Genomic DNA, 25,493 nt, shown 5'->3' on the forward strand with positions numbered 1-25,493 from the left:
ACCTGCGTATTGGTTTCAGTGTTCTGGTCGAGCAGGTTGTAGCGAATTCCTAAACATCATACAGCCAACAACATAGCAAATGTAAGCGCTCTTGTTAGAAGATTCATTAAAATGTGTGATGTAGATTAGTGTTTGTCAACTCCGAGCACGAACCAGTTGACAGCAGCGACAGGAGTAAGAGTGATGAAAAAGGTGGGTGTAGTCCTCAGCGGCAGCGGCGTTTATGACGGTACGGAGATCCATGAAGCGGTGCTGACGCTGCTGGCGTTGGATCGTGCCGGCGCGCAGGCGGTGTGCTTTGCGCCTGATAAACCACAACGCCATGTTATTAATCACTTATCGGGTGATGAGATGGCGGAGACGCGCAATGTCCTGATTGAGTCGGCGCGCATTGCCCGCGGCGCGGTGCAGCCGCTGGCGCTGGCGGAGGCCGCGCAGCTGGATGCGCTGATCGTGCCCGGCGGCTTTGGCGCCGCCAAGAACCTCAGCAATTTCGCCGAAGCCGGCGCGGAATGTTGGGTCGATGAAGATTTGGCGCGCCTGACGCGCGAGATGCATAAGGCCAACAAACCAATTGGCCTGATGTGCATCGCGCCGGCGCTGTTGCCGAAACTGCTGGATCAACAAGCGCGGCTGACCATTGGCAACGATCCGGACCTGGGGGAAGTGATTGACGCCATGGGCGGCGAACCGGTGATTTGCCCGGTGGACGACATCGTGGTGGACAGCGATCACAAGATCGTGACCACGCCGGCCTATATGCTGGCGCCGTCGATCGCGCAGGCGGCCCTCGGCATCGATAAGCTGGTGGCGCGGGTGCTGGAACTGGCCGAATGAGAAAATCGCTCGGCGGATGGCGGCGGCCGCGCCCGTGGTATTGGCTGAAGCGCGGCGTCATCGCGATCCTCGGCCTGTGGGCGTTGGGCATTGTGCTCTTCGCCTTCCTGCCGGTGCCGTTTTCCGCCGTGATGGTGGAGAGGCAAGTCAGCGCCTGGCTGAGCGGCGACTTCGGCTACGTCGCCCATTCGGACTGGGTGTCGATGGACGACATCTCGCCGCAAATGGCGCTGGCGGTGATGGCGGCGGAGGATCAGAAGTTTCCAGACCATTGGGGCTTCGACGTGGCGGCCATTGAAAAGGCGCTCAGCCACAACGAGAAGCGCCCGACGCGCATCCGCGGCGCCTCCACGCTGTCGCAGCAAACCGCCAAGAACCTGTTTCTGTGGGATGGCCGCAGCTGGCTGCGCAAAGGGCTGGAGGCCGGATTGACGTCGGGCATCGAGCTGGCGTGGACCAAACGGCGCATTCTGACGGTGTATCTGAACATCGTCGAGTTCGGCGACGGGGTATTCGGCGTGGAGGAGGCTTCACAGCGCTTTTTCCATAAGCCGGCTAAACGGCTGAGCGCGGCCGAGGCGGCGCTGCTGGCGGCGGTATTGCCGAATCCGCATCGTTTCAGGGCCGATGCGCCGTCCGGCTATGTGGTGCAGCGTCAACAGTGGATCATGCGCCAGATGCGGCAGCTGGGCGGGGAAGCGTTTTTACGCGAGAACTCGCTGGATTAAACGGGCGGGAACGGCAGGGCGCCGTTCCCGCCAAGCGGATTATTTCACATAGGTAAAGGCGGTGGTGACGTGCTTCACGCCGCTGACCTGGCTGGCGATCTGCGCCGCAGACTGCCCTTCCTGCTGCGTGACCAGGCCCAGCAAGAACACTTCGCCGTTTTCGGTAGTGACCTTCACGTTGGACGATTTCACCGTATCGCTGGTCAACAGCTGCGAACGCACCTTGGTGGTGATCCAGGTGTCGGAGGACGCGGTGCTCAGGCTGACCGGCGTGCCCTGACGGATTTCGTTATACACTTCGCTCGTGCCTTCCACGCCCATGGCGATCTGCTTGGCGCGCGCGGTGAGATCGGCGTTAGGCGACTGGCCGGTCAACAGCACCTTGCCCTGATAGGCGGTGGCGACCACCCGGGCATCTTTCTTCAACTGCTGGTCTTTGCTCAGGGCGTTTTCGACCCTGGCTTCCAGCGTGCCGTCATCCACCTGGGTCCCTACGCTGCGCGGGTCGGTGGCGGTTTTGGTGGCGACGGCCGCACTGCCGACGACGACGCCGGCGATACAGCCTTGCAACAGCAGGGCGCTGGACAGCACTGCAAATGTGGCTTTTAGCTTCATCTCAGTTCCTTAATCGTCCTGGTGGGGGAATAACGTGTTGTCTATCAGGTCGCACAGGCAGTTTACGGTCAGCATATGCATTTCCTGAATGCGTGAGCTGCGGTGCGACGGGATGCGGATCTCGACGTCCTGCTGGCCGAGCAGCCCGGCCAGCTCGCCGCCGTCGTAGCCGGTGAGCGCGACGATGGTCATATCGCGCGTAACGGCCGCCTCGACCGCTTTCACAATATCACGGCTGTTGCCGCGGGTGGAAATCGCCAGCAGCACGTCGCCGGTGTGCCCGAGCGCGCGCACCTGCTTGGCGTACACTTCGTCGTGCAGCCGATCGTTGCTGATCGCCGTCAGCACCACGTTGTCGGCGTTGAGGGCGATGGCCGGCAGGCTGGGGCGCTCGGTTTCAAAACGGTTGATCATACTGGCGGCGAAGTGCTGCGCGTTGGCCGCCGAGGTGCCGTTGCCGCAGCACAGGATTTTGTTGCCGTTGAGTAAGGATTGAACCAGCGTCATTGCAGCGCGGGAAATGGCGTCCGGCAATGCTTCCGCCGCCGCGATCTGGGTTTGGATGCTTTCGGTAAAACAGACTTTAATTCTATCCAGCACGTTGTATTAATCCACTAAGTCAAAGGGCCGGTCTGCGCCGCAAAACCCCGATTAATCCGCATTGAAGGCGTTGGGTATCCATTCTAACTGGCTACCGGTAATGGCCAAAACATCAAAACGGCAAGATGATGTGTCAAAACTGGCTCCGCGCCCCGCCAGCCAGACGGCGGCGGCGTGCAGCAACCGCCGTTGTTTGCGAAAGGTGACGCTGGCGGCCGCGCCGCCGAAGGCGTCGTTGCGGCGGTAGCGCACTTCGACGAATACCCAGGTAGCGCCGTCGCGCATGATGAGGTCGAGCTCACCACCGCGCACCGCGACGTTGGCGGCGCAGAAGGTGAGCCCGGCGTGTTCCAGGTGACGGCGGGCCAGTAACTCATAGCCCGCCCCTGAGGCGCGTGGGTTCAAGAGACCGGAACGACCGTGCCCTGACGGTATTGCAGCCAAGGCAGCTTACGGTTGATCACGCAGTTCGGCGACGCGCTCAGCATACCGGTGGTGCCGGAAACCTGGAAGCCCGGCAGCTGGCGCATTTCAGCAAAGTGGTTGGCCAATGTCCAGGCATCCATCCCCATCGCATACAGGCGCACCAACGAGTAGTCGTTGCGGAAGCGCGCGCTGGCCTGCTGCAACAGCTGAGGGTTTGAACCGGCCAGCAGCGGGATATCGCTAAACTGCAGGCCTTCCATTTCCAGACGGAAGTCCGGGCCGGCGCCGGCCTGGTAGCTGCGCGAGCTGGCGTACATCGCCGGCTTGCCGCGCGAGCTGGTGGCCATGTCGATCATCGGTTTGATCAGCGTCAGTTGAGACTGCGTGGCGACGATATACACCGCGTCGACGCCGCCGGTTGCGGCGGGCACGTCGCTCGGCGGCGCCGGAATGGTCAGCCCGGCGATGGTCACGCTCTGCGGCGCCGGGGCGCTCGACATCGGCGTGCCGGTCATGCGGATGCCGCCGCTGTTCACCATCTGGCGCAGCTCGCCGGCGGAGCCGATGTCCTGACGCAGCACGGTTTGCCCGCCTTGCTTCTGCCATTCCTGGTTAAAGGCCTTGGCGACGCGATCGCCGAAGGCGCCGCGCGGCACCAGCAGCAGCGGTTGACGCTTCTGCTGTTCCCAGATGTGGCGAGCGGCGTCGCGCGCTTCATCTTCCGGCGACAGGGCGAAGTAACAGATGTTCAGGTTGTCCTTCGGCGTTTCCGGCTGGTTGAGCGCCAGCACGTTCAGCGTGGTGGTGCTGGCGGACAGCTGATCGACGTTCTCTTTCAGCAGAGGCCCGACCACCAGGGTGGCGCCATCCTGCTGCGCCTGGCTCAGCAAGGCGGCCAGCGGCTGGCTGGTGGTGTCGTACACTTTGACCTGCGCGTTGGCGGCCTGCGGCGGCGTTATCGGCGCGCTGGACGGCGCAGCGGGTTGCGCGGCGGTCACGGCAGGCTGGCTTTCTTGCGCCGAAGGGCTGACCGCGCCGTTGGCGTTGATGTCACCCGTGGCGGCCTGATCGGTCGGCGCCGTTTGGGCCGGTGCGCTGGCCGGTGGCGCGGCTTGAGGCTGCGGCGCCGGCATGGAACCGCCGTTTTTCGCCGCTTCGAAGCCTTGCTGGATGGCGTCGGCGAACACTTTCGCCTGGCCGTTCAACGGCAGCAGCAGGGCGATTTTCGAGGTGGAGGCCTGGGTGAAGTTCAGCACCTGGTTCAGGCGAGCCGGCAGCGTTTTGGCCGCCGGGTTCTTCGGATAACGGTTCTGCCAGTCTTTGATGCCGGCCTTCAGCAGATCGGGATCCTGCTTGTTGTCCTGATAGACGCGCAGCAGATCCAGCCAGCCTTGCAGCACGTTCTCGTCGGCGTTGATCACCAGGCTGTTCATCTCCTGCGGCGTCAGCTGCAGCAGCGCCTGCCAGGTCTGATCCAGGTTGTCCTGATGCGGTTTGCCGGTCAGCAACGGCTCCTGAGCGATATAGGCGCGGATCAACGGCAGCGACGCTTTGCCCTGATTGGCGGCGATCTGCGCCTGGTAGTAGCGCACCTTCTGATTCGGCGACAGCGAACCGCTGTCCAGGTGGCCCAGCGTGCTGCGGGCGCTGACGTAGCTCTTGTTGGCGATCTGCAGTTCGGCGGTCAGCAACTGGCGTTCAGTCTGCTGCGCGCCGCTGAGGTTTTTCGGCAGCTGATTCAACTGGTCGCCGGCCTGCGGCAGTTTTCCTTCACGCAGCAAGGCGCGAATAGCAAGTAATTGCCAGTCAGCCTTGTTATCATCGCTGCTTTGCTGCAACTGCTGCAGGTAGTAATCGGAGCTGGCGCTCGCTTCGTCCTGTATATTGGCGGGCGGCGTTTGCGGGGCCCGACTTGGACAGCCTGCCAGGAAAAGGGCGGCCGCGATGACTGCGGTAAGTCGGACAGGCTTGGAACGCCCTGCTTTGGTACGAACGAATGTTGAGGAAAGCATACTGTATCCAGTGATGTTTTTTTCAAGATGCTCAATATTAAATCGGCAACCCGGATGAAACAATGAATCAACACCAACAATCAGTCATTTCTGCATCAACGCTGTATGTGGTGCCCACCCCAATCGGCAATCTGGGCGATATCACCCACCGCGCGTTAGAGGTACTGAAAAGCGTTGATCTGATCGCGGCGGAAGACACGCGCCATACCGGATTGCTGCTGCAACACTTCGCGATCAACGCGCGTCTGTTCGCGCTGCATGACCACAACGAACAGCAAAAGGCCGATCAGCTGCTGGCGAAACTGCAGGAGGGCCAGAGCATCGCGCTGGTGTCCGACGCCGGCACGCCGCTGATCAACGATCCCGGTTATCACCTGGTGCGCCGCTGCCGCGAGGCCGGCATTCGCGTGGTGCCGTTGCCGGGCGCCTGCGCCGCCACCACCGCGCTGTGCGCCGCGGGCGTCGCTTCCGACCGTTTCTGCTACGAGGGCTTCCTGCCGGCGAAAACCAAGGGGCGCAAGGATACGCTGATGGCGCTGGCGGAGGAACCGCGCACGCTGATTTTCTACGAGTCCACTCACCGCCTGCTGGAAAGCCTGCAGGACATGGTCACCGTCTGGGGGCCGCAGCGCTATGTGGTGCTGGCGCGCGAGCTGACCAAAACCTGGGAATCTATCCACGGCGCGCCGGTGGGCGAGCTGCTGGCGTGGGTGCAGGAAGACGAAGTGCGCCGCCGCGGCGAGATGGTGCTGATCGTCGAAGGCCACAAGGCGCAGGAGGATGCGCTGCCGCTCGAGGCGCTGCGCACGCTGGCGCTGCTGCAAAAAGAGCTGCCGCTGAAAAAGGCGGCGGCGCTGGCGGCGGAAATCCACGGCGTGAAGAAAAATGCGCTGTATAAGCACGCGCTGGAGCAACAACAGCCGTAAAGCGGTTGACCTGCCGCCGCCGCGACGCTACTATCCGCGCCGGAGTTGACCAGACAGTCGCCGCTTCATTGCCGTCCTCTTCGGGGAGACAGATGGAGGGGAGGAAAGTCCGGGCTCCATAGGGCAGGGTGCCAGGTAACGCCTGGGAGGCGCAAGCCTACGACTAGTGCAACAGAGAGCAAACCGCCGATGGCCCGCGCAAGCGGGATCAGGTAAGGGTGAAAGGGTGCGGTAAGAGCGCACCGCGCGGCTGGCAACAGTTCGTGGCACGGTAAACTCCACCCGGAGCAAGGCCAAATAGGGGTTCACATGGTACGGCCCGTACTGAACCCGGGTAGGCTGCTTGAGCCAGTGAGCGATTGCTGGCCTAGAGGAATGACTGTCCACGACAGAACCCGGCTTACCGGTCAACTCCCTCGACAAAAGAAAACCCCGCGCAACGCCAGTTGCGCGGGGTTTTTCGTTTTCCGGCCGGCTTACACCGGCAGGTCAATCAGCAGTGCGCGCAGCGGCGTCTCGGCGCGGATCGTCAGGCGATTCTCCTCGCGCACGAAGGCGCCGTCGCCGCAGGTCAGGCGTTGTTCTTCGTGGCGCTCGCCGGTGGCGGCGATGGTGCCGTGAATCGACTGCAAATAGGCGCGCGGCCCGTTAATCGTCAGCGTTTGTTCTTCGCCCGGCTGCAGATCGAGATGGTGGATCCAAACCTGCTGGCGCAGCTGCAGGCTGCCCTGCGCGCCGTCCGGCGAGGCCAGCAGCAGGTTGCCCGCCGCCGGCAGCGTCAGGCGCTGCACCCGCTCGTTGTTGCGTTCCGGGCAGGCGTCCAGCCACAGCTGCAGGCGAGTCAGCGGCGTATCGCTGCTGACGTTCTGTTCGCTGTAGCTCAGGCTCGGCTGGGTGGCCAGCAGCAGCGCTTCACCGGCTTTGGCGCGCGCGGTGTTGCCGTCGCTGTCGCGGTATTCCGCCTCGCCCTGCAGGATCAGGTTCAGGATATCCACGCTGGGATAGGTGCGCGGCTGGAACGACGCGCCCGGCGCCAGCACCTCCTGATTCAGCACCCGCAGCGACGCGTAGCCCATCAGTTTGGGATCGAAGTAGTGACCAAAGGAAAAGGTGTAGCGAGCCTGCAGCCAACCAAAGTCAGCTTGCCCGCATTGTTGTGCTGTTCTGCATGTGATCATGGCAATCGGCTCTCTAAATTCATTATCCAAATGGTAAGCATCTGGACGTCGGATTGTTAGCCAGTTAATCTGGTCGGCATATTCAAATTTCCTGACAGAGGGATGTGATGGCCAGAGATCGGGCGCTCACGCTTGAGGCGCTGAGAGTGATGGACGCGATCGACCGGCGCGGCAGCTTCGCCGCGGCCGCCGACGAATTGGGCCGGGTGCCGTCGGCGCTCAGTTACACCATGCAAAAATTGGAAGAAGAATTGGACGTGGTGCTGTTCGACCGTTCGGGCCACCGCACCAAGTTCACCAACGTGGGGCGCATGTTGCTGGAGCGCGGGCGGGTGCTGCTGGAAGCGGCCGACAAGCTGACCACCGACGCCGAAGCGCTGGCGCGCGGTTGGGAAACCCACCTGACCATCGTCAGCGAAGCGCTGTCGCCGCCGAGCCTGCTGTTTCCGCTGGTGGACAAGCTGGCGCTGAAGGCCAACACCCAGGTGTCGATTTTCACCGAGGTGCTGGCGGGCGCCTGGGAACGGCTGGAGCAGGGGCGCGCCGACATCGTGATCGCGCCGGACATGCACTTCCGCGCGTCGTCGGAGATCAACACCCGCAAACTGTACAAGGTGATGAGCGTTTATGTCGCCGCGCCGGATCACCCGATCCACCAGGAGCCGGAGCCGTTGTCCGAGGTGACCCGCGTGAAGTACCGCGGCATCGCGGTGGCGGATACCGCCCGCGAGCGCCCGGTGTTGACCGTACAGCTGCTGGATAAACAACAGCGCCTGACGGTGAGCACCATCGAAGACAAACGCCTGGCGCTGCTGGCCGGGCTGGGGGTGGCGACCATGCCGTACCCGATGGTGGAGAAAGATATCGAAGCCGGGCGGCTGCGCGTGGTGGGGCCGGAATACAGCCGCGAAGCCGATATCATCATGGCCTGGCGGCGCGACAGCATGGGGGAGGCGAAGGCCTGGTTCCTGCGCGAAATTCCGCGCCTGTTCGCACAGCGCTAACGCCGGTTGGATGACATCCCCTTGCCGGGCGGCAAGGGGATTTTTTTGCCTTAGCCGAAGCGCTGGTCGCGGCCGTGCGGCTCGTCCAGATCCTGCGCCGGCCCGATGGAAATGATGCCGTGCGGGTTGATGGTGGCGTGGCTGCGGTAGTAGTGGTTGCGAATGTGCGGCAGGCTGACCGTCTCGGCGATGCCCGGCATCTGGTAGATGTCGCGCAGGAAACCGTACAGGTTCAGGTAGTCGCTGATGCGGTGTTTGTCGCACTTGAAGTGGGTGACGTACACCGGATCGAAGCGCACCAGCGTGGTCCACAGACGCAGATCGGCTTCGGTCAGCCGATCGCCGGTCAGGTAGCGGTGCTGCCCCAGGATCTGCTCCAGGCGTTCGAGCGCGCTGAAGACCCCGCTGACCGCGTCGTCATACGCTTCCTGGCTGGTGGCGAAACCGGCCTTGTACACGCCGTTGTTCACTTGATCGTAAATCCAACCGTTCAGCTCATCGATTTTGCCGCGCAGATCGGCCGGGTAGTAATCGCCCGCGCGGGCGCCCACGCCGTCAAACGCGCTGTTGAACATGCGGATGATATCGGCGGATTCGTTACTGACGATGGTTTGCTGCTGTTTATCCCACAGCACCGGCACGGTTACGCGCCCGCTGTAGTGCGGATCGGCCCGCAGGTAGATCTGATACAGGAAGTCGGCGTGATACAGCGGATCGCCGGTGGTTTCAGGAAAATCCTGGCCGAAGGTCCAGCCGTTTTCCAGCATCAGCGGGTGCACCACCGAGACCGGAATGATCTGCTCCAGCCCTTTCAGTTTGCGCATCAGCAGCGTGCGGTGCGCCCAGGGGCAGGCGAGAGAAACGTACAGGTGATAACGACCCGCTTCGGCCTGGAAGCCGCCCGCGCCGTGTTCGCCCGGCTGACCGTCGGCGGTCACCCAATTGCGAAACTGAGCGGTTGAACGTTTGAAACGGCCGCCGGTAGATTTGGTGTCATACCAGATGTCTTGCCAAACGCCATCGACGAGTTGTCCCATGGGAGTCTCCTTGGTGTCCGAGTGAAAAGCGACAGGGCCCGGCATGCCGGGCCCTGAATGACAGTTTAGATTACCATTTCTTGTTCAGAAGACGGTCGATGCTAAAGCCGCCAGGGCCTGCGACCGCCAACACGATGAAGCCGCCGGCGATGGTCAGGTTTTTCATGAACATCAGCTGGTTTACGCCTTCCGCAAAGTCAGTGTGGAACAGCAGCGCGGTCAGAATGGTGAAACCGGCAGTGAACAGCGCCACGGTGCGGGTCAGGAAGCCGAACAGGATCGCCAGACCGCCGCCAAATTCCAGCAGGATGGTCAGTGGCAGCAAGAAGCCAGGCACGCCCATCGATTGCATGTACTGTTGGGTACCGGCATAAGCGTCACCCATTTTGCCGTAGCCTGCCACGATAAACAGGATTGGCATCAGAATACGAGCAACCAACAAACCTGTATCTTCTAATTTTTTCATCATCTACTCCAACGTGTTTTTGTGTGCCTGTTCGGCGGTAGTCATATCAACGGGCGGCGTAGCGGGTCTCTTACCCTGTCCGCTCCGTCTCGAATTGATGGAGTGAATGTTAAGCGGGAAGTGCTCAGGTTGTTAGCAAGTAAAACTGTCGTAATTTTTCAAAAAATCTGAATCTTTAGCGTGCTAATAAACTGACGCTTGTCAGCAGGTTGCCCGGCCCTCGGGATAAGCAGCGCTGTTTTAGGGGGGAAACGAGGGCGGAGCAACAGGATGTTTGAAGGAAAAGCGCGGGGCTTACTTGGCGGAGAAGGTCTTTTTAAACAGGCGGATAGCGCTCCAGGCGCCGAAAGCGCGGCGCGACCAGCGGATCATCTTGCTGGGGTGGCGGATGCCGTACAGCGCCATGACGCTGGAACCGAGCACCAGATAGCGGCGCAGGCCAAACACCGTCTGCCAGCCGCGGTCGATGCGTTCGGTCTTTTCCAGCCATAAAGACTTGTGTTCGGCCAGATCCAGACGCTGTTGCTGGATCTGGCGAATCAGCCTCTCTTTTTTCCATTCCAGATAGCGGCGGCGGCTCATGGCTCGCGCTCCAGTTCGGCACGATCGAGTTCCAGTTGCTTGCGCGTGGCGCCGAGCAGCGTGGTGCGACGGGCCTTGACCAGCGTCCAAATGGTGCCAACCACGGCCAGGAACAGCAGCACGCCGGTCGTGGCACCCAGCGCCATCAGCCGATAGACCGGATCGATGGCCCAGAAGATCAGGATCAGCAGGCTCATCAAACCGAAGGCGGTAAACAGCAGCGTCATACCGGCCATGATCAGCAGCTGAATGAGGTTGGCTTTCTCCTCTTCCAGCTCGACCACCGCCAGCCGGACACGGGTTTCCACCATGCCGACCAGGATCGTGATGATGCGCTGACCGATATCCAGGACCCCTTTAGCGGGGCCCTGCGCGCGCACTTGCGGTTGTTCAGCCATGATTAACGACGCGCGAGCAGCACGCCCAACACCACGCCGACCGCCGCGCCGATGCCGATGCCGGTCCACGGGTTGTCGCGCACATAGTCGTCGGCCTGGCCGGCGATCTGCTTGGTTTGCGAAGCCAGCTTGTCACCGGCGTCGCTCAGGCGAGCGCGGGTCTCTTTCAGCGCGCCTTCCGCCTTCGAGCGCAGCTTCTCCAGCTCGGCTTTCGGCTTGTCGGTAGAGGAGTTCAGCACTTCCTCCAGCGTATCGGCTAAGGACTTCAGTTCAGCGCGTAAGTTTTCTGCATTTGAATCATGTGCCATGTGATTATTCCTTAACGTTTATTTCGACAGACTTTTAACATAGCGGATTTTTTCGCCGGAGCAAAGGGGTGATGGCCAGCAGATAACACCAGGCATCAATCCCATATGCTTAATAAATCCCGTGTGATGGGGCTCTCATCGATAAATCCGCTGGTACAAAAAAATTATTCCGCCTGAGCGCGTTTCAGCTCAGCCTGCGCTTCCGCCAGCTTCTGCTGCTTCTTGGCGACCTTGTCCAGCTTGCCGGTTTGCTGCGCTTCTTTCAGCTCCTGCCGGCGTTCGTCGACCTTGCGCTGTTTCTCTGCGATATTTTCCTGGCGTTCGGCCTGCAGGCCGGCTTCGGTACAGTGAGTCTGCACTTCGCTCAGTGCTTTTTTCAGCCCGTCCACGCGGTGGGTGTTGCCGTGCTGGGTGGCATAGTCGATTTGCTGCTGGATGTCTTGCGCTTTGGCGGCGCAGCCGCCCTCAGCGGCCGAAGCGAGGGCCGGCAGCGTGCAGAGTGGCAACAGCAGTAACAGTGAATGGCGTAATTTCATCTTTCAGTTCCTTTTCATGGGATGCCTGAACAGGCACCCGCTTTCCTGACTGCCGAAGGCGGCAGCGCGAGAGGAGGGCGTTCATCGCCGGCTGAAGTTACCCTTCAGCATAGTCATGAAACCGGCGCGCCCCCAAAGAATCAGCCGTGACTCGGTGCTGACTGATTAATTCTTGAGCTAATCGGTGCGAATGAAAATGAAAATAATGCAATGAAAGGAAACCCCTTCATATGAAGGGGGATTATCCCAGATTGAGTGGGGAACGCGCAAATTCGCGTACCCAATGCGACGGCACGGGGGATTCGCTCAACGCGATGTGGTAACCGGGCGGCAGGATGGTTTGCAGCGCTTCGCGCGCCAGCAACTGCTGCTCCGGCGAATCCAGACGGATGACCAGGCCATCGCCTTCCGGCGTGATGCTTTTGATGCGGATGCCGCGCTCATCCAGGCGCTGGTAGACGTAAAAACCGTCGGGCAGCGACAGCCCTTGCTGGCTGGCGCGAATGCGCAGCTCGCTCTCGGTGCGCACCATGCAGGGCACCAACAGCGTCGCCAACGCCAGCAGGGCGAGCGCGATCATCAGGACGTATTGCCAGCGCGGGCGCTTTGCTGTCACGCCCCTTTCCCCGGGTTCTGGCCGCTGGCGCGTTTCTTGCGCCACAGCACGATCAACGAGCCGATCAACCCGACCACCAGCAATACCAGCGGCAACATCATCAGGCAGAACATCAGCTGATCTTCATACTTGCGGAACACCGGGGTTTTGCCCAGCGCGAAGCCCAGCGTCGTCAGGATCAAGACCCACAGCAGGCCGCTCATCCAGTTGAAGAACTGGAAGCGCGCGTTGCTCAGGCCGGACAGGCCGGCGATGGTCGGCAGCAGGGTGCGCACGAAGGCCAGGAAGCGGCCGACCAGCAGGGCGGAAAGCCCGTGGCGGTGGAACAGGTTGTGAGCGCGTTGATGGTAGTGGGCCGGCAGGTGCGAAAGCCAGCCTTGCACCGTTCGCGTATTGCCGAGCCACCGGCCCTGTATGTAGCTGACCCAGCATCCCAGGCTGGCGGCGACGGTCAGGATGACGATGGTCAGCGGGAAGCCCATGGTGCCTTTGGCGATCAGCACGCCGACCAGGATCAGCAGGCTGTCACCCGGCAGGAAAGCGGCCGGCAGCAGGCCGTTTTCCAAAAACAGAATCATGAACAGCAGGATGTAGAGGGTCCACACCAACGAAGGGTTCGCCAGCGTCTCAAAATCCTGCTGCCACAGGGCATGTATCAGTTCTTTAATGATGTCCATCCGGTGTTCCTAAAACGTCATTGTTTATTTTTATCTCAGCGGCGGAACGGGCGTGGGCTGAAAGCGCGCGGCGATCCTGAATGCTGATAACGATGAAACGGCGTTGCTTTAAGGTTTTTAGCGGTGCGACACCGGTCATAGGTGATAAGTCAGCGTGCCACGGTACTGCATGTTACTTTCTTTCCAGCCGGCCTGCCGACTCTGTTGCCTGGAGGAGTCCAGCATCCAGTCGACCTGGGCAAGCCGGTTGGGAGCCGGAGTGTCCTGGCGGGGGAAGCGAATTCGGTAGCCCGGCTCTGCGGCCAAGGTATAGACCGGCGCCGGCAGGGAGGATGCGAGCAGCGAACCGGGGAAAGAGTGCGCTCTGGGCAGCAGCAGCGGCAACTTGCCGGGGGCTTTGCGGCGCGCTTCGGCCGGTGCCCGATACACATGATCATAGGGGGAAAGCGCCGGCTCCGCCAGCAGCGGCAGGCTGCTCAGCGCGCTGGGGGTTGGCTTGGGTGACGCCACGCATAGCTGTTGGCCGGAGACCGAACCGGTCCAGCAAAAAACAGCAATCAGCATGGCAAACAACCAGCGCATTTATTCGCGTCCCGCCCCCGCAGCAATGGGTAAAAAAGTGGGCTAACTCTACCAAAATAGCACGATTGGCAACAGGGAAATCTACGTTGCCGACGGTGAAATAGTACACGGCAAACGGCGGTTCCGGCATCGATTCAGCGGATTTTACATTACCTGACATAAGCCGACGGTTTTTGACCGCCGTGGCTATTTCGGTTCGTGGCTCACGCCATCCAGATGCACCACCGGATTCTCGGCGAACAGATAGCGGTCGGCATTGTATTCGAAATCGTCGCTGGTGGCGTTGAACAGCATCTGCTTGGTGTTTTCCAGGTGTTGCCACATCGCCAGTTTGGCGGCGTAAGGATCTTTGCGCATCAGCGCCTTGAGGATCTGATCGTGATCGTCGCACCAGCTGGCGATCGAACGTTCGTCGATATGTTCGTGCAGTTTCTTCCAGTAAGGGTTGTTGACCCGCTGCACCCACATTTTTTCCACGATGGTGGCCATGGCGGTGTTCTGGGTGGCCAGCGCCACCTGCACGTGGAACTTCAGATCCCACTGCGAGTCGCGAAAGCGATCCTCTTTGCGGGCGTGCTCCTGGATCTCCATCAGCTGCACGATATCTTGCTTGGTCACCTGGGTGGCGGCGAATTCGGCGATGTTGCTTTCGATCAGCTGGCGCGCCTGCAGCAGCTCAAACGGGCCGGCGGTGGCGAACTCGATGCTGTCGCCCGGCACCACCAGGTGTTTTTGCTGGTTGGACACCACGTGGATCCCGGATCCCTTGCGCACGTCCACATAGCCTTCCACTTCCAGCATGATGATCGCTTCGCGCACCACGGTGCGGCTGACATTCATCTCTTCGGCGATGTATCGCTCGGCCGGCAGCTTGTCGCCCACCGGGTAGCGGCCGCTTTCGATGCGTTGTTTAAGCTCGGCGGCCAGTTGCTGATACAGGCGTCTGGTTTCAGTGAATTCCATAGTGAATGCTCTATACGGTGCGGTGGGAAGGGGCGCGTGGCCATCGGATTTGTTATACCACTTATTCGGCACCGCTGCCAGAGGAGCAGAAGGCCCGGCGCGGGGGCCGGGCGACGGGATCAGCTGCGCGCCGGAGACGGCTGCAGCGCGGCCGGTTGCGCTTCGGCGGCCGGGCGGTTTTGCAGCACCGTCCAGATGACGATGGCGCCGAGAATATCGAAGACCGACAGCGCGGCGAACAGCGGGCTGAAGCCGAGAGTGTCCGCCAGGGCGCCGACCACCAGCGCGAACAGCGTGCTGGCGGTCCAGGCCGCCATGCCGGTCAGGCCGTTGGCGGTCGCCACCTCATTGCGGCCGAACACGTCGGAAGAGAGGGTGATCAGCGCGCCGGACAGCGCCTGATGGGCGAAGCCGCCGACGCACAACAGCGCAATAGCCGCGTAAGGGCTGGTGAACAGGCCAATCATGCCGGGGCCGATCATCAACACCGCCCCCATCGTCACCACCAGCTTGCGCGAGACGATCAGATTGACCTTGAAATACTTCTGGAACAGCGGCGGCAGGTAGCCGCCGACGATGCAGCCGAGATCGGCGAACAGCATCGGCATCCAGGCGAACATGGCGATCTCTTTCAGGTTAAAACCGTAGGCCTTGAACATGAACAGCGGGATCCAGGCGTTGAAGGTGCCCCAGGCCGGCTCCGCCAGAAAGCGCGGCAGCGCGATGCCCCAGAACTGGCGGTTGCGCACGATCTGCCAGGCGGACATTTTTTTGGCGTTAGAGGTCTGGTGCTGCGCCTCCTGGCCTTCGAGGATGTAACGGCGTTCTTCCTGGCTCAGTTTCTTCTGATCTTTTGGGTGTTTGTAGAACAGCAGCCAGCAGATGGCCCAGATCAGGCTCAGCACGCCGGTGATGATGAACGCCATCTCCCAGCTGTGCGCCACGATGGCCCACACCACCAGCGGCGGGGCGATCATGCCGCCGATCGACGAACCGACGTTGAAATAGCCGACGGCGATCGAACGCTCTTTGGCCGGAAACCACTCGCTGCTGGCCTTCAGCCCGGCGGGGATCATCGCCGCCTCGGCCATGCCGACCGCGCCGCGCGCCAGCGCCAGGCCGCCCCAGCTGTTGGCCAGCGCGGTGCCCATGCAGAACAGCGCCCACAGAATGGCGAACATGGCGTAGCCGACCTTGGTGCCCAGCACGTCCAGCACATAGCCCGCCACCGGCTGCATCACGGTGTAGCAGGCGGAGTAGGCGGCGACGATGTAGGAATACTGTTGGGTGGTGATGTGCAGCGTATCTTCCAGCGTCGGCGCCGCCACGGCGATGGCGTTGCGGGTCAGGTAACCCAGCACGGTGCCGACGGTCACCAGCCCGATCATGTACCAGCGTAACCCTTTAATTTTACGCATCCGAAATGTCTCCCCGTTTGAAGGTATGGCCGACGATGCGGCTGGCGAGACAATAACCTGTCATACAGGTTTAAAAGTTGAGTGATATCACAAAAGGAATTATTCGCCTGAGCGATACTGTCGCCGATGAAATAGCGCATTTATGGCGCAAGTTTGCCGTAAAAACGAGCAGAAAAGGGGTTGAGGGACAGCAAAACGGCAGGCGTCGAGAAAAATATGCTGGACGCTCATTGAAATTGGTGTGATAACTTTTGTGATTCGATCCCCATGCCGCACGGCAAGTAAGGTAAGGAGCCCGAGATGGCGACGTTTTTGAGCGAAGATTTCCTGCTGGACAGCGAATTTGCCCGGCGTTTGTATCATGACTACGCGGCGGACCAGCCGATTTTCGATTACCACTGCCATTTGCCGCCGCAGCAGATCGCGGAGAATACCCGCTTCAGCAACCTGTACGATATCTGGCTGCGGGGCGATCACTATAAATGGCGGGCGATGCGCACCAACGGCGTGGCGGAGCGGCTGTGCACCGGCGATGCGGGCGATCGCGAGAAATTCGACGCCTGGGCCGCCACGGTGCCGCACACCATCGGCAATCCGCTCTATCACTGGACGCATCTGGAGCTGCGTCGGCCGTTCGGCATCACAGGAACGCTGCTGTCGCCGGCCACGGCGGATGAGATCTGGCAGCGCGGCAATGCGCTGCTGGCGCAGGATGAGTTTCGCGCGCGCGGCATCATGCGGCAGATGAACGTGAAAATGGTCGGCACCACCGACGATCCGATCGACGATCTGCGCCATCATCGGGCGATCGCCGACGATCACAGCTTCGATATCAAGGTGTTGCCGAGTTGGCGGCCGGACAAGGCCTTCGCCATCGATGCGCCTGGCTTCAACGACTATCTGCGGCAGCTGGAGGCAGCGGCGGACACCGCCATCGGCCGCTTCAGCGCGCTGTGCGACGCGCTGTACAAGCGCATGGATCACTTCGCCGCCCACGGTTGCAAGGTGGCCGATCATGCGCTGGACGTGGTGGTGTTCGGCGAGGCCGACGAAGCGGCGCTGGATGCGATCCTGCTGCGCCGCCTGAACGGCGAGCTGCCGACCCCGGAACAGAGCGCCCAGTTCAAAAGCGCAGTGCTGCTGTTCCTGGCCGGCGAATACCGGCGCCGCGGCTGGGTGCAGCAGTACCATATCGGCGCGCTGCGCAATAACAACAGCCGCATGCTGGCCGCCGTCGGGCCGGATATCGGTTTCGACTCGATCAACGATCGGCCGCTGGCGGAGCCGCTGTCGCGGCTGCTGGATGCCCAGGCGCGGCAGGGCGGCCTGCCGAAAACCATTCTCTATTGCCTCAACCCGCGCGATAACGAAGTGATCGGCACCATGATCGGCAATTTCCAGGGGGAAGGCACGCCGGGCAAGATGCAGTTCGGCTCTGGCTGGTGGTTCAACGATCAGAAGGACGGCATGCAGCGCCAAATGACGCAGCTGGCGCAGCTCGGGTTGCTGAGCCGCTTCGTCGGCATGCTGACCGACAGTCGCAGCTTCCTGTCGTATACGCGGCATGAATACTTCCGCCGCATTCTTTGCCAGATGATCGGCCGCTGGGTGACGGACGGCGAAGCGCCGGCGGATCTCGCGCTGCTGGGCGAGATGGTGAAAAACATCTGTTTCGACAACGCCAAAAACTATTTCGCCATTGAACTGGCGTAGCCGTTATCCGGGACCGGTTTATGCAAAGTACGATAAAGATTCACGAGCAGGATAACGTGGCGGTGGCGCTGCGCGATCTGGCCGCCGGAGAAACGGTTGAGCTGGACGGGGAGCGCGTTCAACTGGCGCAGCCGGTGGCGCGCGGGCACAAGTTTGCGCTCGGCCCGATCGCAAAGGGCGAGGACATCATCAAATATGGCCAGCCGATCGGCCACGCGCTCGCGGCCATCGGGCCTGGGGAACATATCCATTCGCAAAACGCCAAAACCAACCTGAGCGATCTGGACAGCTACCGTTACCAGCCGCAGTTCCCGGCGTTGCCGCCGCAGGCGGCGGATCGCGAGGTGCAGCTGTACCGCCGGGCCGGCGGCGACGTGGGGATCCGCAACGAACTGTGGATCGTGCCGACCGTCGGCTGCGTCAACGGCATCGCCCGCCAGATCCAGCAGCACTTTTTGCAGCAAACGCAGGCGGAGGGGATCGACGGCGTGCATTTGTTCAGCCATCCGTTCGGTTGCTCGCAGCTGGGACAGGATCATGCCAACACCCGCATCATGCTGCAAAACATGGCGCGCCATCCCAACGCCGGCGCGGTGCTGGTGATCGGGCTGGGGTGCGAGAACAATCAGGTGGAGGCCTTTCGCGCCACGCTGGGGATGGCGGACGAGCGGCGGCTGCGCTTTATGGTGTGCCAACAGCAGGACGACGAGGTGGAGGCCGGGCTGGGGCTGCTGCACGAGCTATACCGTGAGATGCGCCACGATCGCCGCGAGCCGGGCCGCCTGAGCGAGCTGAAGTTCGGCCTGGAGTGTGGCGGTTCGGACGGATTGTCGGGCATTACCGCCAACCCGCTGCTGGGACGGTTTTCCGATTATGTGATCGCCAATGGCGGCACCACGGTGCTGACCGAAGTGCCGGAGATGTTCGGCGCCGAGCGCATCCTGATGAGCCGCTGCCGCGATGGGGAGACTTTCGACAAAACCGTCGACATGATCAACGATTTCAAACGCTATTTCATCGCCCATCAACAGCCGATTTATGAGAACCCGTCTCCGGGCAACAAGGCCGGCGGCATTACCACGCTGGAAGAGAAATCGCTCGGCTGCACCCAAAAAGCGGGCCTGAGCCAGGTGGTGGACGTGCTGAAATACGGCGAGCGGCTGCGCGTACCGGGGTTGAATCTGCTCAGCGCGCCGGGCAACGACGCGGTGGCGACCAGCGCGCTGGCCGGCGCCGGCTGCCATATGGTGCTGTTCAGCACCGGGCGCGGCACGCCGTACGGCGGCTTTGTGCCGACGGTGAAGCTGGCCACCAACAGCGAACTGGCGGCGAAGAAACCGCACTGGATCGATTTCGACGCTGGCGGTCTGGTTCACGGCGTGGCGATGGAGACCTTGCTCAGCCGCTTCGTCGATCTGATCGTCGAGATCGCCAACGGCCGTCCGGCGCGCAATGAAGCCAACGATTTCCGCGAGCTGGCGATCTTTAAAAGCGGAGTGACGCTGTAAGGCTGACAAAAAAGGCGCTCGAAAGAGCGCCTTTGCAATGCAGCCAGGGTGGGATTAACGCACCTTCAGCGGGTCTTCGTTCGCCAGCCGCTGGTCTTCCGCCTGGCAGGCCGCGGCGGTGAACAGCACGTCGGTGGAGGAGTTGAGGGCCGTTTCCGCCGAATCCTGCAGCACGCCGATGATAAAGCCGACCGCTACCACCTGCATCGCCACGTCGTTCGGAATGCCGAACATGTTGCACGCCAGCGGGATCAGCAGCAGCGAGCCGCCGGCCACGCCGGACGCGCCGCAGGCGCAGAGGGCGGCCACCACGCTCAGCAGCAGGGCGGTCGGAACGTCCACCGCGATGCCCAGCGTGTTTACCGCCGCCAGCGTCAGTACGGTGATGGTGATCGCCGCGCCGGCCATATTGATGGTCGCGCCCAACGGGATGGAAACCGAGTAGGTGTCCTCATTCAGGTTCAGCTTCTTGCACAGCTCCATGTTCACCGGGATGTTGGCGGCCGAGCTGCGGGTGAAGAAGGCGGTTACGCCGCTCTCGCGCAGGCAGGCGAACACCAGCGGATACGGATTGCGGCGGATCTTCCAGTAAACGATCAGCGGGTTGAGCACCAGCGCCACCAGCAGCATGCAGCCGATTAACACCATCAGCAATTGGGCGTAGCCCCACAGCGCGCCGAAACCGGTTTCCGCCAGCGTGGAAGCCACCAGGCCGAAGATGCCGAGCGGCGCACAGCGGATCACCGCGCGCACCACCAGCGTGACCGCATGGGACATGTCGTTGATCAGCCCCTTGGTGGTTTCGGAAGCGTGGCGCAGCGCCAGCCCCAGCCCGACGGCCCACGCCAGAATACCGATGTAGTTGGCGTTAATCAGCGCATGGAACGGGTTGGCCACCACGCTCATCAACAGGCCCTTCATCACCTCCACAATGCCGCCCGGCGGGGTAATGTCCGTCGCGCCGGTGCTCAGCGCCAGCGTGGAAGGGAAGATAAAGCTGACGACGACCGCCACCAGCGCCGCGGCGAAGGTGCCCAACAGGTAGAGGAACAGGATCGGGCGAATGTTGGTCTTCTGCCCCTGTTTATGGTTGGCGATCGAGGCCATCACCAGCACCAGCACCAGCACCGGCGCCACCGCCTTCAGCGCGCCGACGAACAGGGAACCGAGCAGGCCAACGGCGGAGGCCGCCGCCGGCGAAACCAGCGCCAACAGAATGCCGGCCACCAGGCCGACCATGATTTGTTTGACCAGGCTACCCTGCGTGATCTTTTGTAGTAGTTTTTGCATAGTGCTTTCTTCCTGATGTTATCTGGCCGCCGCGGCGGGAACGACGCCGGGTGGCTTTATATGATTCTGTAACTAAGTGTGTTTGCCGAATCAGTATTCAGCAATCGAATGATGTTGGAAAGAGGCGAAGGTGAAATTCTAAGCGCGGATCAACACTTGATAACATACTGGTTACATTTGTGTGATCGCAATAACGTTTGGCGTTTTGGGGGAATTGCCAAACAATCACGGGGCGACTAGCGCCCCGGATAACAGATTATGGTTGTTTATTCGCCAGGCGATCGTTGCGACGGTTGACCCAGGCGTTAATCAGCAAGGTGAGCGTCAGGATGCCCGCCACCACGCCCAGCGATACGCCGATCGGGATGTGGAAGAAGTCGATAATCAGCATCTTGATGCCGATAAACACCAGGATCACCGACAGGCCGTATTTCAGCATCGAGAAACGCTCCGCCACGTTGGCCAGCAGGAAGTACATGGCGCGCAGGCCCATGATGGCGAACAGGTTGGAGGTCAGGACGATGAACGGGTCAGTGGTCACGGCGAAGATCGCCGGAATGCTGTCCACCGCGAAGATCACGTCGCTCAGCTCTACCAGGATCAGCACCAGCACCAGCGGGGTGGCGAACAGGATGCCGTTGCGGCGCACGAAGAAGCGCTCGCCTTCCAGGTTGTCGGTCATGCGCAGGTGGCTGCGCAGCCATTTCACCAGCGGCTTGTCGCCGATCGCCGAGTCATCTTCCTTCGCCAGCGCCATTTTGATACCGGTGAACAGCAGGAAGGCGCCGAACAGGTACAGCAGCCACTGGAACTGGCTGACCAGCCAGCTGCCGGCGAAGATCATGATGGTACGCAGGACGATCGCGCCCAGCACGCCGTAGATCAGCACCCGCCGCTGCAGGTTGGCCGGCACGGCGAAGTAGCTGAACAGCATCAGCCAGACGAACACGTTATCCACCGCCAGCGCTTTTTCGATCAGGTAGCCGGTCAGGAAGGCCAGCGCCTGGGTATCGGCGACGGCGCGCCCGGCGGTTTCATTCAGGTAGTACCAGAAACCGAAATTGAACAGCAGGGAGAGGCTGACCCACACCAGCGACCAGCTGGCGGCCTGCTTCAGGGTCATGGTGTGCACGCCTTTACGGCCCTGCAACAGGAGGTCGATTGCGAGCATCACGACTATGACGGCGGCGAAGCTGCCCCATAACCACGGTGTGCCAACGGAATTCATCATCAGAGGTATCCTTCAAAAACAAAAACGGCCAACGTCGGAAGACGCCAGCCGCTCTGTGAACGCTGCAAGCAACCTCGCCTTCCGGCAAGGTCTCACTTACAACGTTGATGAAGGTGGTTACACCTTTGACATCAGGTTGCCCGGTAACCGGATGCTTGCGCATCGTAATGACGATTGACCGGCAATGAAGTTACTCCCCTTTGCAGAGCAGAAAGTAATGCAAAATGTGTCGGCGGTCAACGTGAATCGCGTTAGCCGGCCATCGCTTTTTGCGCGCCGAGGCTGACGACGAATCCCTGCAGCAGCAGGCGGCTGAACGGCGTGTCGCTAACCTGTTGTTGTTGCTGTTGATAGCGGGCTTGCTGCTCGGGATGCAGTTCGCCGAGCCACTGCAGATACTGGCTCATCACCGCGCCGTTGAATTCCGGATGGAACTGGGTGGTCAGGGCGCGATCGCCATAGCGCAGAATCTGGTGCGCGTCCTGCTGCGAACGCGCCAGCGTCTGCGCGCCGGCGGGCGGCGTCAGCACGCTCTGCGAATGGATAAGGTTGGCCTTGAAACGCGGCGGCAGCAGGGTGAGCCGCCGGTCTTCGGCCGCGGCGGGCAGCAGTTCGATCTCCAGCGTACCCACCTCCATGCCCTGCGGGTGGTAGCCCACTTCGCCGCCGAGCGCGTAGGCCAGCAGCTGGTGGCCGTAGCAGACGCCGAACAACGGCAGTTTGATCGCCATCGCCTGACGCAGCCATTCGGCGGCTTCCTCGCTCCACGGCAGCTGTTCGGTCACCATCGCCGGTGAGCCGGTAATGACAACGCCGCAATAGGCGGCCGGCGGCAACGGCCTCTCGCCGGCGGGAAGATGCACGATGTGCGCGCGTTCGGCATCGATGTTGCCCTGTTGCAGGAACATACCTTCAAAGTTGGCCAGTTCCTGGCGAATGGCCTGCGGCGCGTCGCCGGTTTGCATCACGAGCAGCGGTTTCATCTCATTCTCCGTCGGCGGGGAAGACGACGCCGGTCTGGCGGCGGATGTCGGTCAGCAGGCGGGCGACGATCAGCGAATTCTCCAGCCCCGGGTGTTCCACCTGACGCTGCTCAACCAGCTCGGCGAAGGCCAGCGCTTCATACAGCATGGTATTGATGTGCTGCGTCTGGCTCAGATCCTGGCGGTTGCCGCCGCGCGGCGTCAGCGCCACGCCCTGACACTCGGAAATCTTGTCGATAATCAGCGTGCCTTCTTCCCCCTGGATCTCGCTGGGGATCGCCGAGTCGCTGACTTTGGAATGGGAAAGCGTGACGTCGAAATCGCCGTAGTTCAGGCAGACGGTGCCGTGGGCGTCCACGCCGGTATCCAGCAGCGTGGCGCTGGCCAGCACCGACTGCGGCGCGCCGAACAGCGCTACCGCGCTGGCCAGGCAGTAGTAGCCGATGTCCATGATCGAGCCGTTGGAGAACTGGGGGTTAAAGGTGTTGGGGTTCTCGCCGGCGAGATAGCGCGGGTAGCGCGAAGAGTATTGGCAGTAGTTGATAAAGGCTTTGCGCAGCCGGCCGACTTTCGGCAATGCCTGCTGCAGCGCCAGGAAATTCGGCAAGTAGGCGCTTTTGAACGCTTCGAACAGCACCACCTGATTTTCCCGCGCGCAGGCTACCAGCTGTTCCGCTTCGCGCTGGTTGGAGGCCAGCGGCTTTTCGCAGATCACGTGTTTTTTATGGCGCAGGAACAGCAGCGACTGCGGGCAGTGCAGGGAATTGGGGCTGGCGATATACACCGCGTCTATGGCGTCAGACTGCGCCATCGCCTCGAGCGAGTCGAAAAACTGCGTGACCTGATAGTTGGCGCCAAAGGCCTGCGCCTGGTCCAGCGAGCGTGAATACACGGCGTTCAGCTTGAGTTTGCCGCTTTCATGGGCGGCATCGATAAAACGTTCCGTAATCCAGTTGGTGCCGACGACGGCAAAGCGAATCATGGCGAGCTCCGGTCCAGGCCTAAAACCGCAGATTATCACGCCCTCACTCGCTATGCATACAGCTCGCCGAACAGCGAAAGGTGCGTCAGATACAGCCGGGTATCGAACTCCAGCTGGTGGTAATCCGGCTCCATATGGCAGCACAGGCTGTAGAATGCCTTGTTGTGATCTTTCTCTTTCAGGTGCGCCAGCTCATGCACCACGATCATGCGCAAAAAGGGTTCGGGCGCGACCTTGAACACCGTCGCCACGCGGATTTCCGCCTTGGCCTTCAGTTTGCCGCCCTGCACGCGCGAGATGGCGGTGTGCAGGCCAAGCGCGTGCTTCATGACGTGGATTTTGCTGTCGTAGGCCACCTTGCTCAGCGGCTGGGCGTTGCGCAGATACTGGTTTTTCAGATCGACGGTAAACTGATACAGCGACTTGTCGGTGGTGCAGTCGTGCACCTGCGGATAGCGCTGCAGCAGCACGTCTCCCAGCCGATTCTGATGGATTAGTTGCTGCACCTGACTTTGCAGATGCGTTGGGTAGCCTTGCAGGTAGGTCAATTCAGACATTCTTGTTCCGTATCAACGGCCATTCAGTCGGTCATTCTATGCTGTTTTTTCGCTCAAATCCTGGCATACGCAATTTATCCGAAAAAACATTTTACTGACGGGCGTTTTTAGGGGATAAACAGCCCAAATTTTATCAGTCAGGAGGGGCAATGAGCCAACTCGATCTGGGAACACAGCAACTTGAGCTGGAGCGTTATCCCCAACAAGAAGAATCCACCCAACTGCAGGCGTGGGAAGCGGCGGACGAATATCTGCTGCAACAGCTTGAAAACGTAGATATCGGCGGGCGCCCGGTGCTGATTTTCAACGATAACTTCGGCACCCTGGCCTGTGCGTTGCACGCGCATCGCCCTTACAGCGTCAGCGACTCCTACATGAGCCAGCTGGCGACGCGCCACAACCTCAAGCTCAACGGGCTGGATCCCGAGCAGGTTACGCTGCTGGACAGCCTGGCCGAGCTGCCGGCGGCGCCGGCGGTGGTGTTGATTCGCGTGCCAAAGGCGCTGGCGCTGCTGGAGCAGCAGCTGCGCGCGCTGCGCCACGTCGTGACCGAAGACACGCTGATCGTCGCCGGCGCCAAGGCGCGCGACGTGCACACCTCGACGATGCAGCTGTTTGAAAAGGTGCTGGGCCCGACGCGCACCAGCCTGGCGTGGAAGAAAGCGCGCCTGATCTTCTGCCAGGCGGCGGACATCGTCCCGCCGGCAGCGGCGGAAACCACCGACTGGCCGCTGGACGGCACCGATTGGCTTATCCATAACCACGCCAACGTCTTCTCGCGCGGCAGCCTGGATATCGGCGCGCGCCTGTTTATGGAGCATCTGCCGCGCGGCCTGAACGGCCATATCGTCGATCTGGGCTGCGGCAACGGCGTGATTGGCCTGACGGCGCTGGCGCAAAACCCGGAAGCGCAGGTGACCTTCGTCGATGAATCTTACATGGCGGTGGCCTCCAGCGAACTGAACGTGGAGCACAACCTGCCGCAAGAGCTGGATCGCTGCCAGTTTGAGGTGAACAACGCGCTGGCGGGCATCGAGCGCGAAAGCGTGCAGGCGGTGCTGTGCAACCCGCCGTTCCACCAGCAGCACGCCATTACCGATCACACCGCCTGGCAGATGTTCTGCGACGCCAAGCGCTGTCTGCAGGTGGGCGGCGAATTGCGCATCGTCGGCAACCGCCACCTCGACTATCACCAGAAGCTCAAGCGTCTGTTCGGCAACTGCACGCTGGTGGCCTCGAACAAGAAGTTCGTGATCTTGAGAGCGGTGAAATCCGGCGCGCGTCGCTGAGCGTGATGACCAAGGGCGCTGTGCGCCCCTT

Annotated in this window: 29 protein-coding genes and 1 other RNA gene; 9 read left to right on the forward strand and 21 right to left on the reverse strand. The window is 61.4% G+C overall.

Annotated elements, in window-relative coordinates; translation table 11 throughout:
* Positions 1-183 precede the first annotated feature (183 nt).
* Positions 184-837: an isoprenoid biosynthesis glyoxalase ElbB gene (elbB, locus tag ACJ8HH_RS16730; RefSeq protein ID WP_047570433.1), complete on the forward strand. Its 654-nt coding sequence runs from the start codon at positions 184-186 to the stop codon at positions 835-837.
* A complete protein-coding gene (gene mtgA / locus ACJ8HH_RS16735; RefSeq protein ID WP_060451954.1) occupies positions 834-1,565 on the forward strand; it encodes a monofunctional biosynthetic peptidoglycan transglycosylase in 732 nt (243 codons plus the stop codon). The genes elbB and mtgA overlap by 4 nt, the downstream gene beginning before the upstream one ends.
* Before the next feature lie 39 nt (positions 1,566-1,604).
* Here the strand turns inward: mtgA and dolP are convergent, their stop codons facing one another.
* From dolP to ACJ8HH_RS16755, 4 genes are read right to left on the reverse strand one after another with little or no spacing between them, the layout of a single operon-like run.
* Positions 1,605-2,180: a division/outer membrane stress-associated lipid-binding lipoprotein gene (gene dolP, locus ACJ8HH_RS16740; protein ID WP_033636114.1), complete on the reverse strand. Its 576-nt coding sequence runs from the start codon at positions 2,178-2,180 to the stop codon at positions 1,605-1,607.
* A 9-nt stretch (positions 2,181-2,189) separates the two neighbouring features.
* Entirely contained in the window at positions 2,190-2,780 is a 591-nt protein-coding gene (gene diaA, locus ACJ8HH_RS16745; protein WP_004937103.1) for a DnaA initiator-associating protein DiaA, read from the reverse strand.
* 51 nt (positions 2,781-2,831) lie between these two features.
* Complete coding sequence (locus tag ACJ8HH_RS16750) at positions 2,832-3,185, reverse strand: YraN family protein (RefSeq protein WP_086556960.1); 354 nt, start codon at positions 3,183-3,185, stop codon at positions 2,832-2,834.
* The gene (locus ACJ8HH_RS16755) at positions 3,182-5,218 is read right to left on the reverse strand and encodes a penicillin-binding protein activator (RefSeq protein WP_060451955.1); all 2,037 of its coding nucleotides are present in this window, start codon (positions 5,216-5,218) and stop codon (positions 3,182-3,184) included. Before ACJ8HH_RS16755 ends, ACJ8HH_RS16750 begins: the two co-directional genes overlap by 4 nt.
* 62 nt (positions 5,219-5,280) lie before the next feature.
* Here ACJ8HH_RS16755 and rsmI point away from each other — a divergent pair, with 62 nt between their 5' ends.
* Both rsmI and rnpB read left to right on the forward strand, forming a co-directional pair.
* Entirely contained in the window at positions 5,281-6,144 is an 864-nt protein-coding gene (gene rsmI, locus ACJ8HH_RS16760; RefSeq protein ID WP_004937108.1) for a 16S rRNA (cytidine(1402)-2'-O)-methyltransferase, read from the forward strand.
* 41 nt (positions 6,145-6,185) lie between these two features.
* Positions 6,186-6,563, forward strand: an RNA gene (gene rnpB, locus ACJ8HH_RS16765) — RNase P RNA component class A.
* A 57-nt stretch (positions 6,564-6,620) separates the two neighbouring features.
* Here rnpB and ACJ8HH_RS16770 read toward each other — a convergent pair.
* Entirely contained in the window at positions 6,621-7,322 is a 702-nt protein-coding gene (locus tag ACJ8HH_RS16770) for a pirin family protein (RefSeq protein ID WP_033636111.1), read from the reverse strand.
* Positions 7,323-7,429: 107 nt separating this feature from the next.
* On the opposite strand from ACJ8HH_RS16770, the gene ACJ8HH_RS16775 reads away from it, so the two are divergent.
* Complete coding sequence (locus ACJ8HH_RS16775) at positions 7,430-8,326, forward strand: LysR family transcriptional regulator (protein ID WP_004937113.1); 897 nt, start codon at positions 7,430-7,432, stop codon at positions 8,324-8,326.
* Positions 8,327-8,376: 50 nt separating this feature from the next.
* Here ACJ8HH_RS16775 and ACJ8HH_RS16780 read toward each other — a convergent pair whose 3' ends face one another.
* From ACJ8HH_RS16780 to ACJ8HH_RS16830, 11 genes are all read right to left on the reverse strand, one after another.
* The gene (locus ACJ8HH_RS16780; RefSeq protein WP_033649007.1) at positions 8,377-9,363 is read right to left on the reverse strand and encodes a glutathione S-transferase family protein; all 987 of its coding nucleotides are present in this window, start codon (positions 9,361-9,363) and stop codon (positions 8,377-8,379) included.
* A 70-nt stretch (positions 9,364-9,433) separates the two neighbouring features.
* Positions 9,434-9,829: a DoxX family protein gene (locus ACJ8HH_RS16785; RefSeq protein ID WP_004937119.1), complete on the reverse strand. Its 396-nt coding sequence runs from the start codon at positions 9,827-9,829 to the stop codon at positions 9,434-9,436.
* Positions 9,830-10,123: 294 nt separating this feature from the next.
* Positions 10,124-10,411, reverse strand: coding sequence for a YqjK-like family protein (locus ACJ8HH_RS16790; protein WP_004937121.1), 288 nt, complete (start codon positions 10,409-10,411; stop codon positions 10,124-10,126).
* The gene (locus tag ACJ8HH_RS16795) at positions 10,408-10,809 is read right to left on the reverse strand and encodes a phage holin family protein (RefSeq protein ID WP_033636106.1); all 402 of its coding nucleotides are present in this window, start codon (positions 10,807-10,809) and stop codon (positions 10,408-10,410) included. Before ACJ8HH_RS16795 ends, ACJ8HH_RS16790 begins: the two co-directional genes overlap by 4 nt.
* A 2-nt stretch (positions 10,810-10,811) precedes the next feature.
* On the reverse strand, positions 10,812-11,117 hold the full coding sequence (locus ACJ8HH_RS16800) for a DUF883 family protein (protein ID WP_004937125.1): 306 nt from the start codon (positions 11,115-11,117) through the stop codon (positions 10,812-10,814).
* Positions 11,118-11,281: 164 nt separating this feature from the next.
* The gene (locus ACJ8HH_RS16805; protein ID WP_033649008.1) at positions 11,282-11,653 is read right to left on the reverse strand and encodes a DUF1090 domain-containing protein; all 372 of its coding nucleotides are present in this window, start codon (positions 11,651-11,653) and stop codon (positions 11,282-11,284) included.
* Between the two features lie 241 nt (positions 11,654-11,894).
* The gene (mzrA, locus tag ACJ8HH_RS16810; protein ID WP_004937130.1) at positions 11,895-12,269 is read right to left on the reverse strand and encodes an EnvZ/OmpR regulon moderator MzrA; all 375 of its coding nucleotides are present in this window, start codon (positions 12,267-12,269) and stop codon (positions 11,895-11,897) included.
* Positions 12,266-12,946, reverse strand: a complete 681-nt coding sequence (locus ACJ8HH_RS16815; RefSeq protein WP_033636104.1) for a DedA family protein — start codon at positions 12,944-12,946, stop codon at positions 12,266-12,268. The genes mzrA and ACJ8HH_RS16815 overlap by 4 nt, the downstream gene beginning before the upstream one ends.
* Positions 12,947-13,081: 135 nt before the next feature.
* Positions 13,082-13,528, reverse strand: a complete 447-nt coding sequence (locus ACJ8HH_RS16820; RefSeq protein ID WP_033649009.1) for a hypothetical protein — start codon at positions 13,526-13,528, stop codon at positions 13,082-13,084.
* 186 nt (positions 13,529-13,714) lie between these two features.
* Positions 13,715-14,491, reverse strand: coding sequence for a transcriptional regulator ExuR (exuR, locus tag ACJ8HH_RS16825; protein WP_033636102.1), 777 nt, complete (start codon positions 14,489-14,491; stop codon positions 13,715-13,717).
* A gap of 119 nt (positions 14,492-14,610) precedes the next feature.
* A complete protein-coding gene (locus tag ACJ8HH_RS16830) occupies positions 14,611-15,909 on the reverse strand; it encodes an MFS transporter (RefSeq protein ID WP_033636101.1) in 1,299 nt (432 codons plus the stop codon).
* Positions 15,910-15,986: 77 nt separating this feature from the next.
* Here ACJ8HH_RS16830 and ACJ8HH_RS16835 point away from each other — a divergent pair, with 77 nt between their 5' ends.
* The 3 genes from ACJ8HH_RS16835 to ACJ8HH_RS16845 are packed head-to-tail and all read left to right on the forward strand — an operon-like array spanning position 15,987 to position 19,130.
* Entirely contained in the window at positions 15,987-16,154 is a 168-nt protein-coding gene (locus ACJ8HH_RS16835; RefSeq protein ID WP_154067248.1) for a hypothetical protein, read from the forward strand.
* Between the two features lie 55 nt (positions 16,155-16,209).
* Positions 16,210-17,622, forward strand: a complete 1,413-nt coding sequence (uxaC, locus tag ACJ8HH_RS16840) for a glucuronate isomerase (RefSeq protein WP_033649010.1) — start codon at positions 16,210-16,212, stop codon at positions 17,620-17,622.
* Positions 17,623-17,642: 20 nt separating this feature from the next.
* Positions 17,643-19,130 carry a UxaA family hydrolase gene (locus ACJ8HH_RS16845; protein WP_033649011.1) on the forward strand — a complete coding sequence of 496 codons (1,488 nt, stop codon included), beginning with the start codon at positions 17,643-17,645 and terminating at the stop codon, positions 19,128-19,130.
* A gap of 54 nt (positions 19,131-19,184) precedes the next feature.
* Here ACJ8HH_RS16845 and sstT read toward each other — a convergent pair whose 3' ends face one another.
* The 5 genes from sstT to ACJ8HH_RS16870 form a co-directional block, all read right to left on the reverse strand.
* The gene (gene sstT / locus ACJ8HH_RS16850; RefSeq protein WP_033649012.1) at positions 19,185-20,420 is read right to left on the reverse strand and encodes a serine/threonine transporter SstT; all 1,236 of its coding nucleotides are present in this window, start codon (positions 20,418-20,420) and stop codon (positions 19,185-19,187) included.
* Positions 20,421-20,676: 256 nt separating this feature from the next.
* Positions 20,677-21,651 carry a TerC family protein gene (locus tag ACJ8HH_RS16855; RefSeq protein WP_060426923.1) on the reverse strand — a complete coding sequence of 325 codons (975 nt, stop codon included), beginning with the start codon at positions 21,649-21,651 and terminating at the stop codon, positions 20,677-20,679.
* Between the two features lie 251 nt (positions 21,652-21,902).
* Positions 21,903-22,634, reverse strand: a complete 732-nt coding sequence (locus ACJ8HH_RS16860; RefSeq protein ID WP_060426924.1) for a glutamine amidotransferase — start codon at positions 22,632-22,634, stop codon at positions 21,903-21,905.
* Between the two features lies 1 nt (position 22,635).
* On the reverse strand, positions 22,636-23,616 hold the full coding sequence (locus ACJ8HH_RS16865) for a Gfo/Idh/MocA family protein (RefSeq protein ID WP_060451956.1): 981 nt from the start codon (positions 23,614-23,616) through the stop codon (positions 22,636-22,638).
* Between the two features lie 50 nt (positions 23,617-23,666).
* On the reverse strand, positions 23,667-24,173 hold the full coding sequence (locus tag ACJ8HH_RS16870) for a M48 metallopeptidase family protein (RefSeq protein ID WP_004937154.1): 507 nt from the start codon (positions 24,171-24,173) through the stop codon (positions 23,667-23,669).
* Positions 24,174-24,322: 149 nt separating this feature from the next.
* Here ACJ8HH_RS16870 and rlmG point away from each other — a divergent pair, with 149 nt between their 5' ends.
* On the forward strand, positions 24,323-25,462 hold the full coding sequence (gene rlmG, locus ACJ8HH_RS16875) for a 23S rRNA (guanine(1835)-N(2))-methyltransferase RlmG (RefSeq protein WP_033636091.1): 1,140 nt from the start codon (positions 24,323-24,325) through the stop codon (positions 25,460-25,462).
* Positions 25,463-25,493 lie beyond the last annotated feature (31 nt).

Source organism: Serratia sp. CY32780 (assembly GCF_052169135.1).
Classification (GTDB): Bacteria; Pseudomonadota; Gammaproteobacteria; order Enterobacterales; family Enterobacteriaceae; genus Serratia; species Serratia sarumanii.

Coding starts and splice junctions, on each gene's coding strand:
- ACJ8HH_RS16780 (WP_033649007.1), bottom strand. CDS start 9,363: ATGGGACAACTCGTCGATGGCGTTTGGCAAGACATCTGGTATGACACC.
- ACJ8HH_RS16865 (WP_060451956.1), bottom strand. CDS start 23,616: ATGATTCGCTTTGCCGTCGTCGGCACCAACTGGATTACGGAACGTTTT.
- ACJ8HH_RS16805 (WP_033649008.1), bottom strand. CDS start 11,653: ATGAAATTACGCCATTCACTGTTACTGCTGTTGCCACTCTGCACGCTG.
- ACJ8HH_RS16770 (WP_033636111.1), bottom strand. CDS start 7,322: ATGATCACATGCAGAACAGCACAACAATGCGGGCAAGCTGACTTTGGT.
- ACJ8HH_RS16785 (WP_004937119.1), bottom strand. CDS start 9,829: ATGAAAAAATTAGAAGATACAGGTTTGTTGGTTGCTCGTATTCTGATG.
- rlmG (WP_033636091.1), top strand. CDS start 24,323: ATGAGCCAACTCGATCTGGGAACACAGCAACTTGAGCTGGAGCGTTAT.
- ACJ8HH_RS16845 (WP_033649011.1), top strand. CDS start 17,643: ATGCAAAGTACGATAAAGATTCACGAGCAGGATAACGTGGCGGTGGCG.
- elbB (WP_047570433.1), top strand. CDS start 184: ATGAAAAAGGTGGGTGTAGTCCTCAGCGGCAGCGGCGTTTATGACGGT.
- ACJ8HH_RS16830 (WP_033636101.1), bottom strand. CDS start 15,909: ATGCGTAAAATTAAAGGGTTACGCTGGTACATGATCGGGCTGGTGACC.
- ACJ8HH_RS16815 (WP_033636104.1), bottom strand. CDS start 12,946: ATGGACATCATTAAAGAACTGATACATGCCCTGTGGCAGCAGGATTTT.
- uxaC (WP_033649010.1), top strand. CDS start 16,210: ATGGCGACGTTTTTGAGCGAAGATTTCCTGCTGGACAGCGAATTTGCC.
- rsmI (WP_004937108.1), top strand. CDS start 5,281: ATGAATCAACACCAACAATCAGTCATTTCTGCATCAACGCTGTATGTG.
- ACJ8HH_RS16800 (WP_004937125.1), bottom strand. CDS start 11,117: ATGGCACATGATTCAAATGCAGAAAACTTACGCGCTGAACTGAAGTCC.
- dolP (WP_033636114.1), bottom strand. CDS start 2,180: ATGAAGCTAAAAGCCACATTTGCAGTGCTGTCCAGCGCCCTGCTGTTG.
- ACJ8HH_RS16755 (WP_060451955.1), bottom strand. CDS start 5,218: ATGCTTTCCTCAACATTCGTTCGTACCAAAGCAGGGCGTTCCAAGCCT.
- ACJ8HH_RS16860 (WP_060426924.1), bottom strand. CDS start 22,634: ATGAAACCGCTGCTCGTGATGCAAACCGGCGACGCGCCGCAGGCCATT.
- exuR (WP_033636102.1), bottom strand. CDS start 14,491: ATGGAATTCACTGAAACCAGACGCCTGTATCAGCAACTGGCCGCCGAG.
- ACJ8HH_RS16795 (WP_033636106.1), bottom strand. CDS start 10,809: ATGGCTGAACAACCGCAAGTGCGCGCGCAGGGCCCCGCTAAAGGGGTC.
- ACJ8HH_RS16870 (WP_004937154.1), bottom strand. CDS start 24,173: ATGTCTGAATTGACCTACCTGCAAGGCTACCCAACGCATCTGCAAAGT.
- sstT (WP_033649012.1), bottom strand. CDS start 20,420: ATGCAAAAACTACTACAAAAGATCACGCAGGGTAGCCTGGTCAAACAA.
- ACJ8HH_RS16790 (WP_004937121.1), bottom strand. CDS start 10,411: ATGAGCCGCCGCCGCTATCTGGAATGGAAAAAAGAGAGGCTGATTCGC.
- mtgA (WP_060451954.1), top strand. CDS start 834: ATGAGAAAATCGCTCGGCGGATGGCGGCGGCCGCGCCCGTGGTATTGG.
- ACJ8HH_RS16820 (WP_033649009.1), bottom strand. CDS start 13,528: ATGCGCTGGTTGTTTGCCATGCTGATTGCTGTTTTTTGCTGGACCGGT.
- ACJ8HH_RS16775 (WP_004937113.1), top strand. CDS start 7,430: ATGGCCAGAGATCGGGCGCTCACGCTTGAGGCGCTGAGAGTGATGGAC.
- ACJ8HH_RS16855 (WP_060426923.1), bottom strand. CDS start 21,651: ATGATGAATTCCGTTGGCACACCGTGGTTATGGGGCAGCTTCGCCGCC.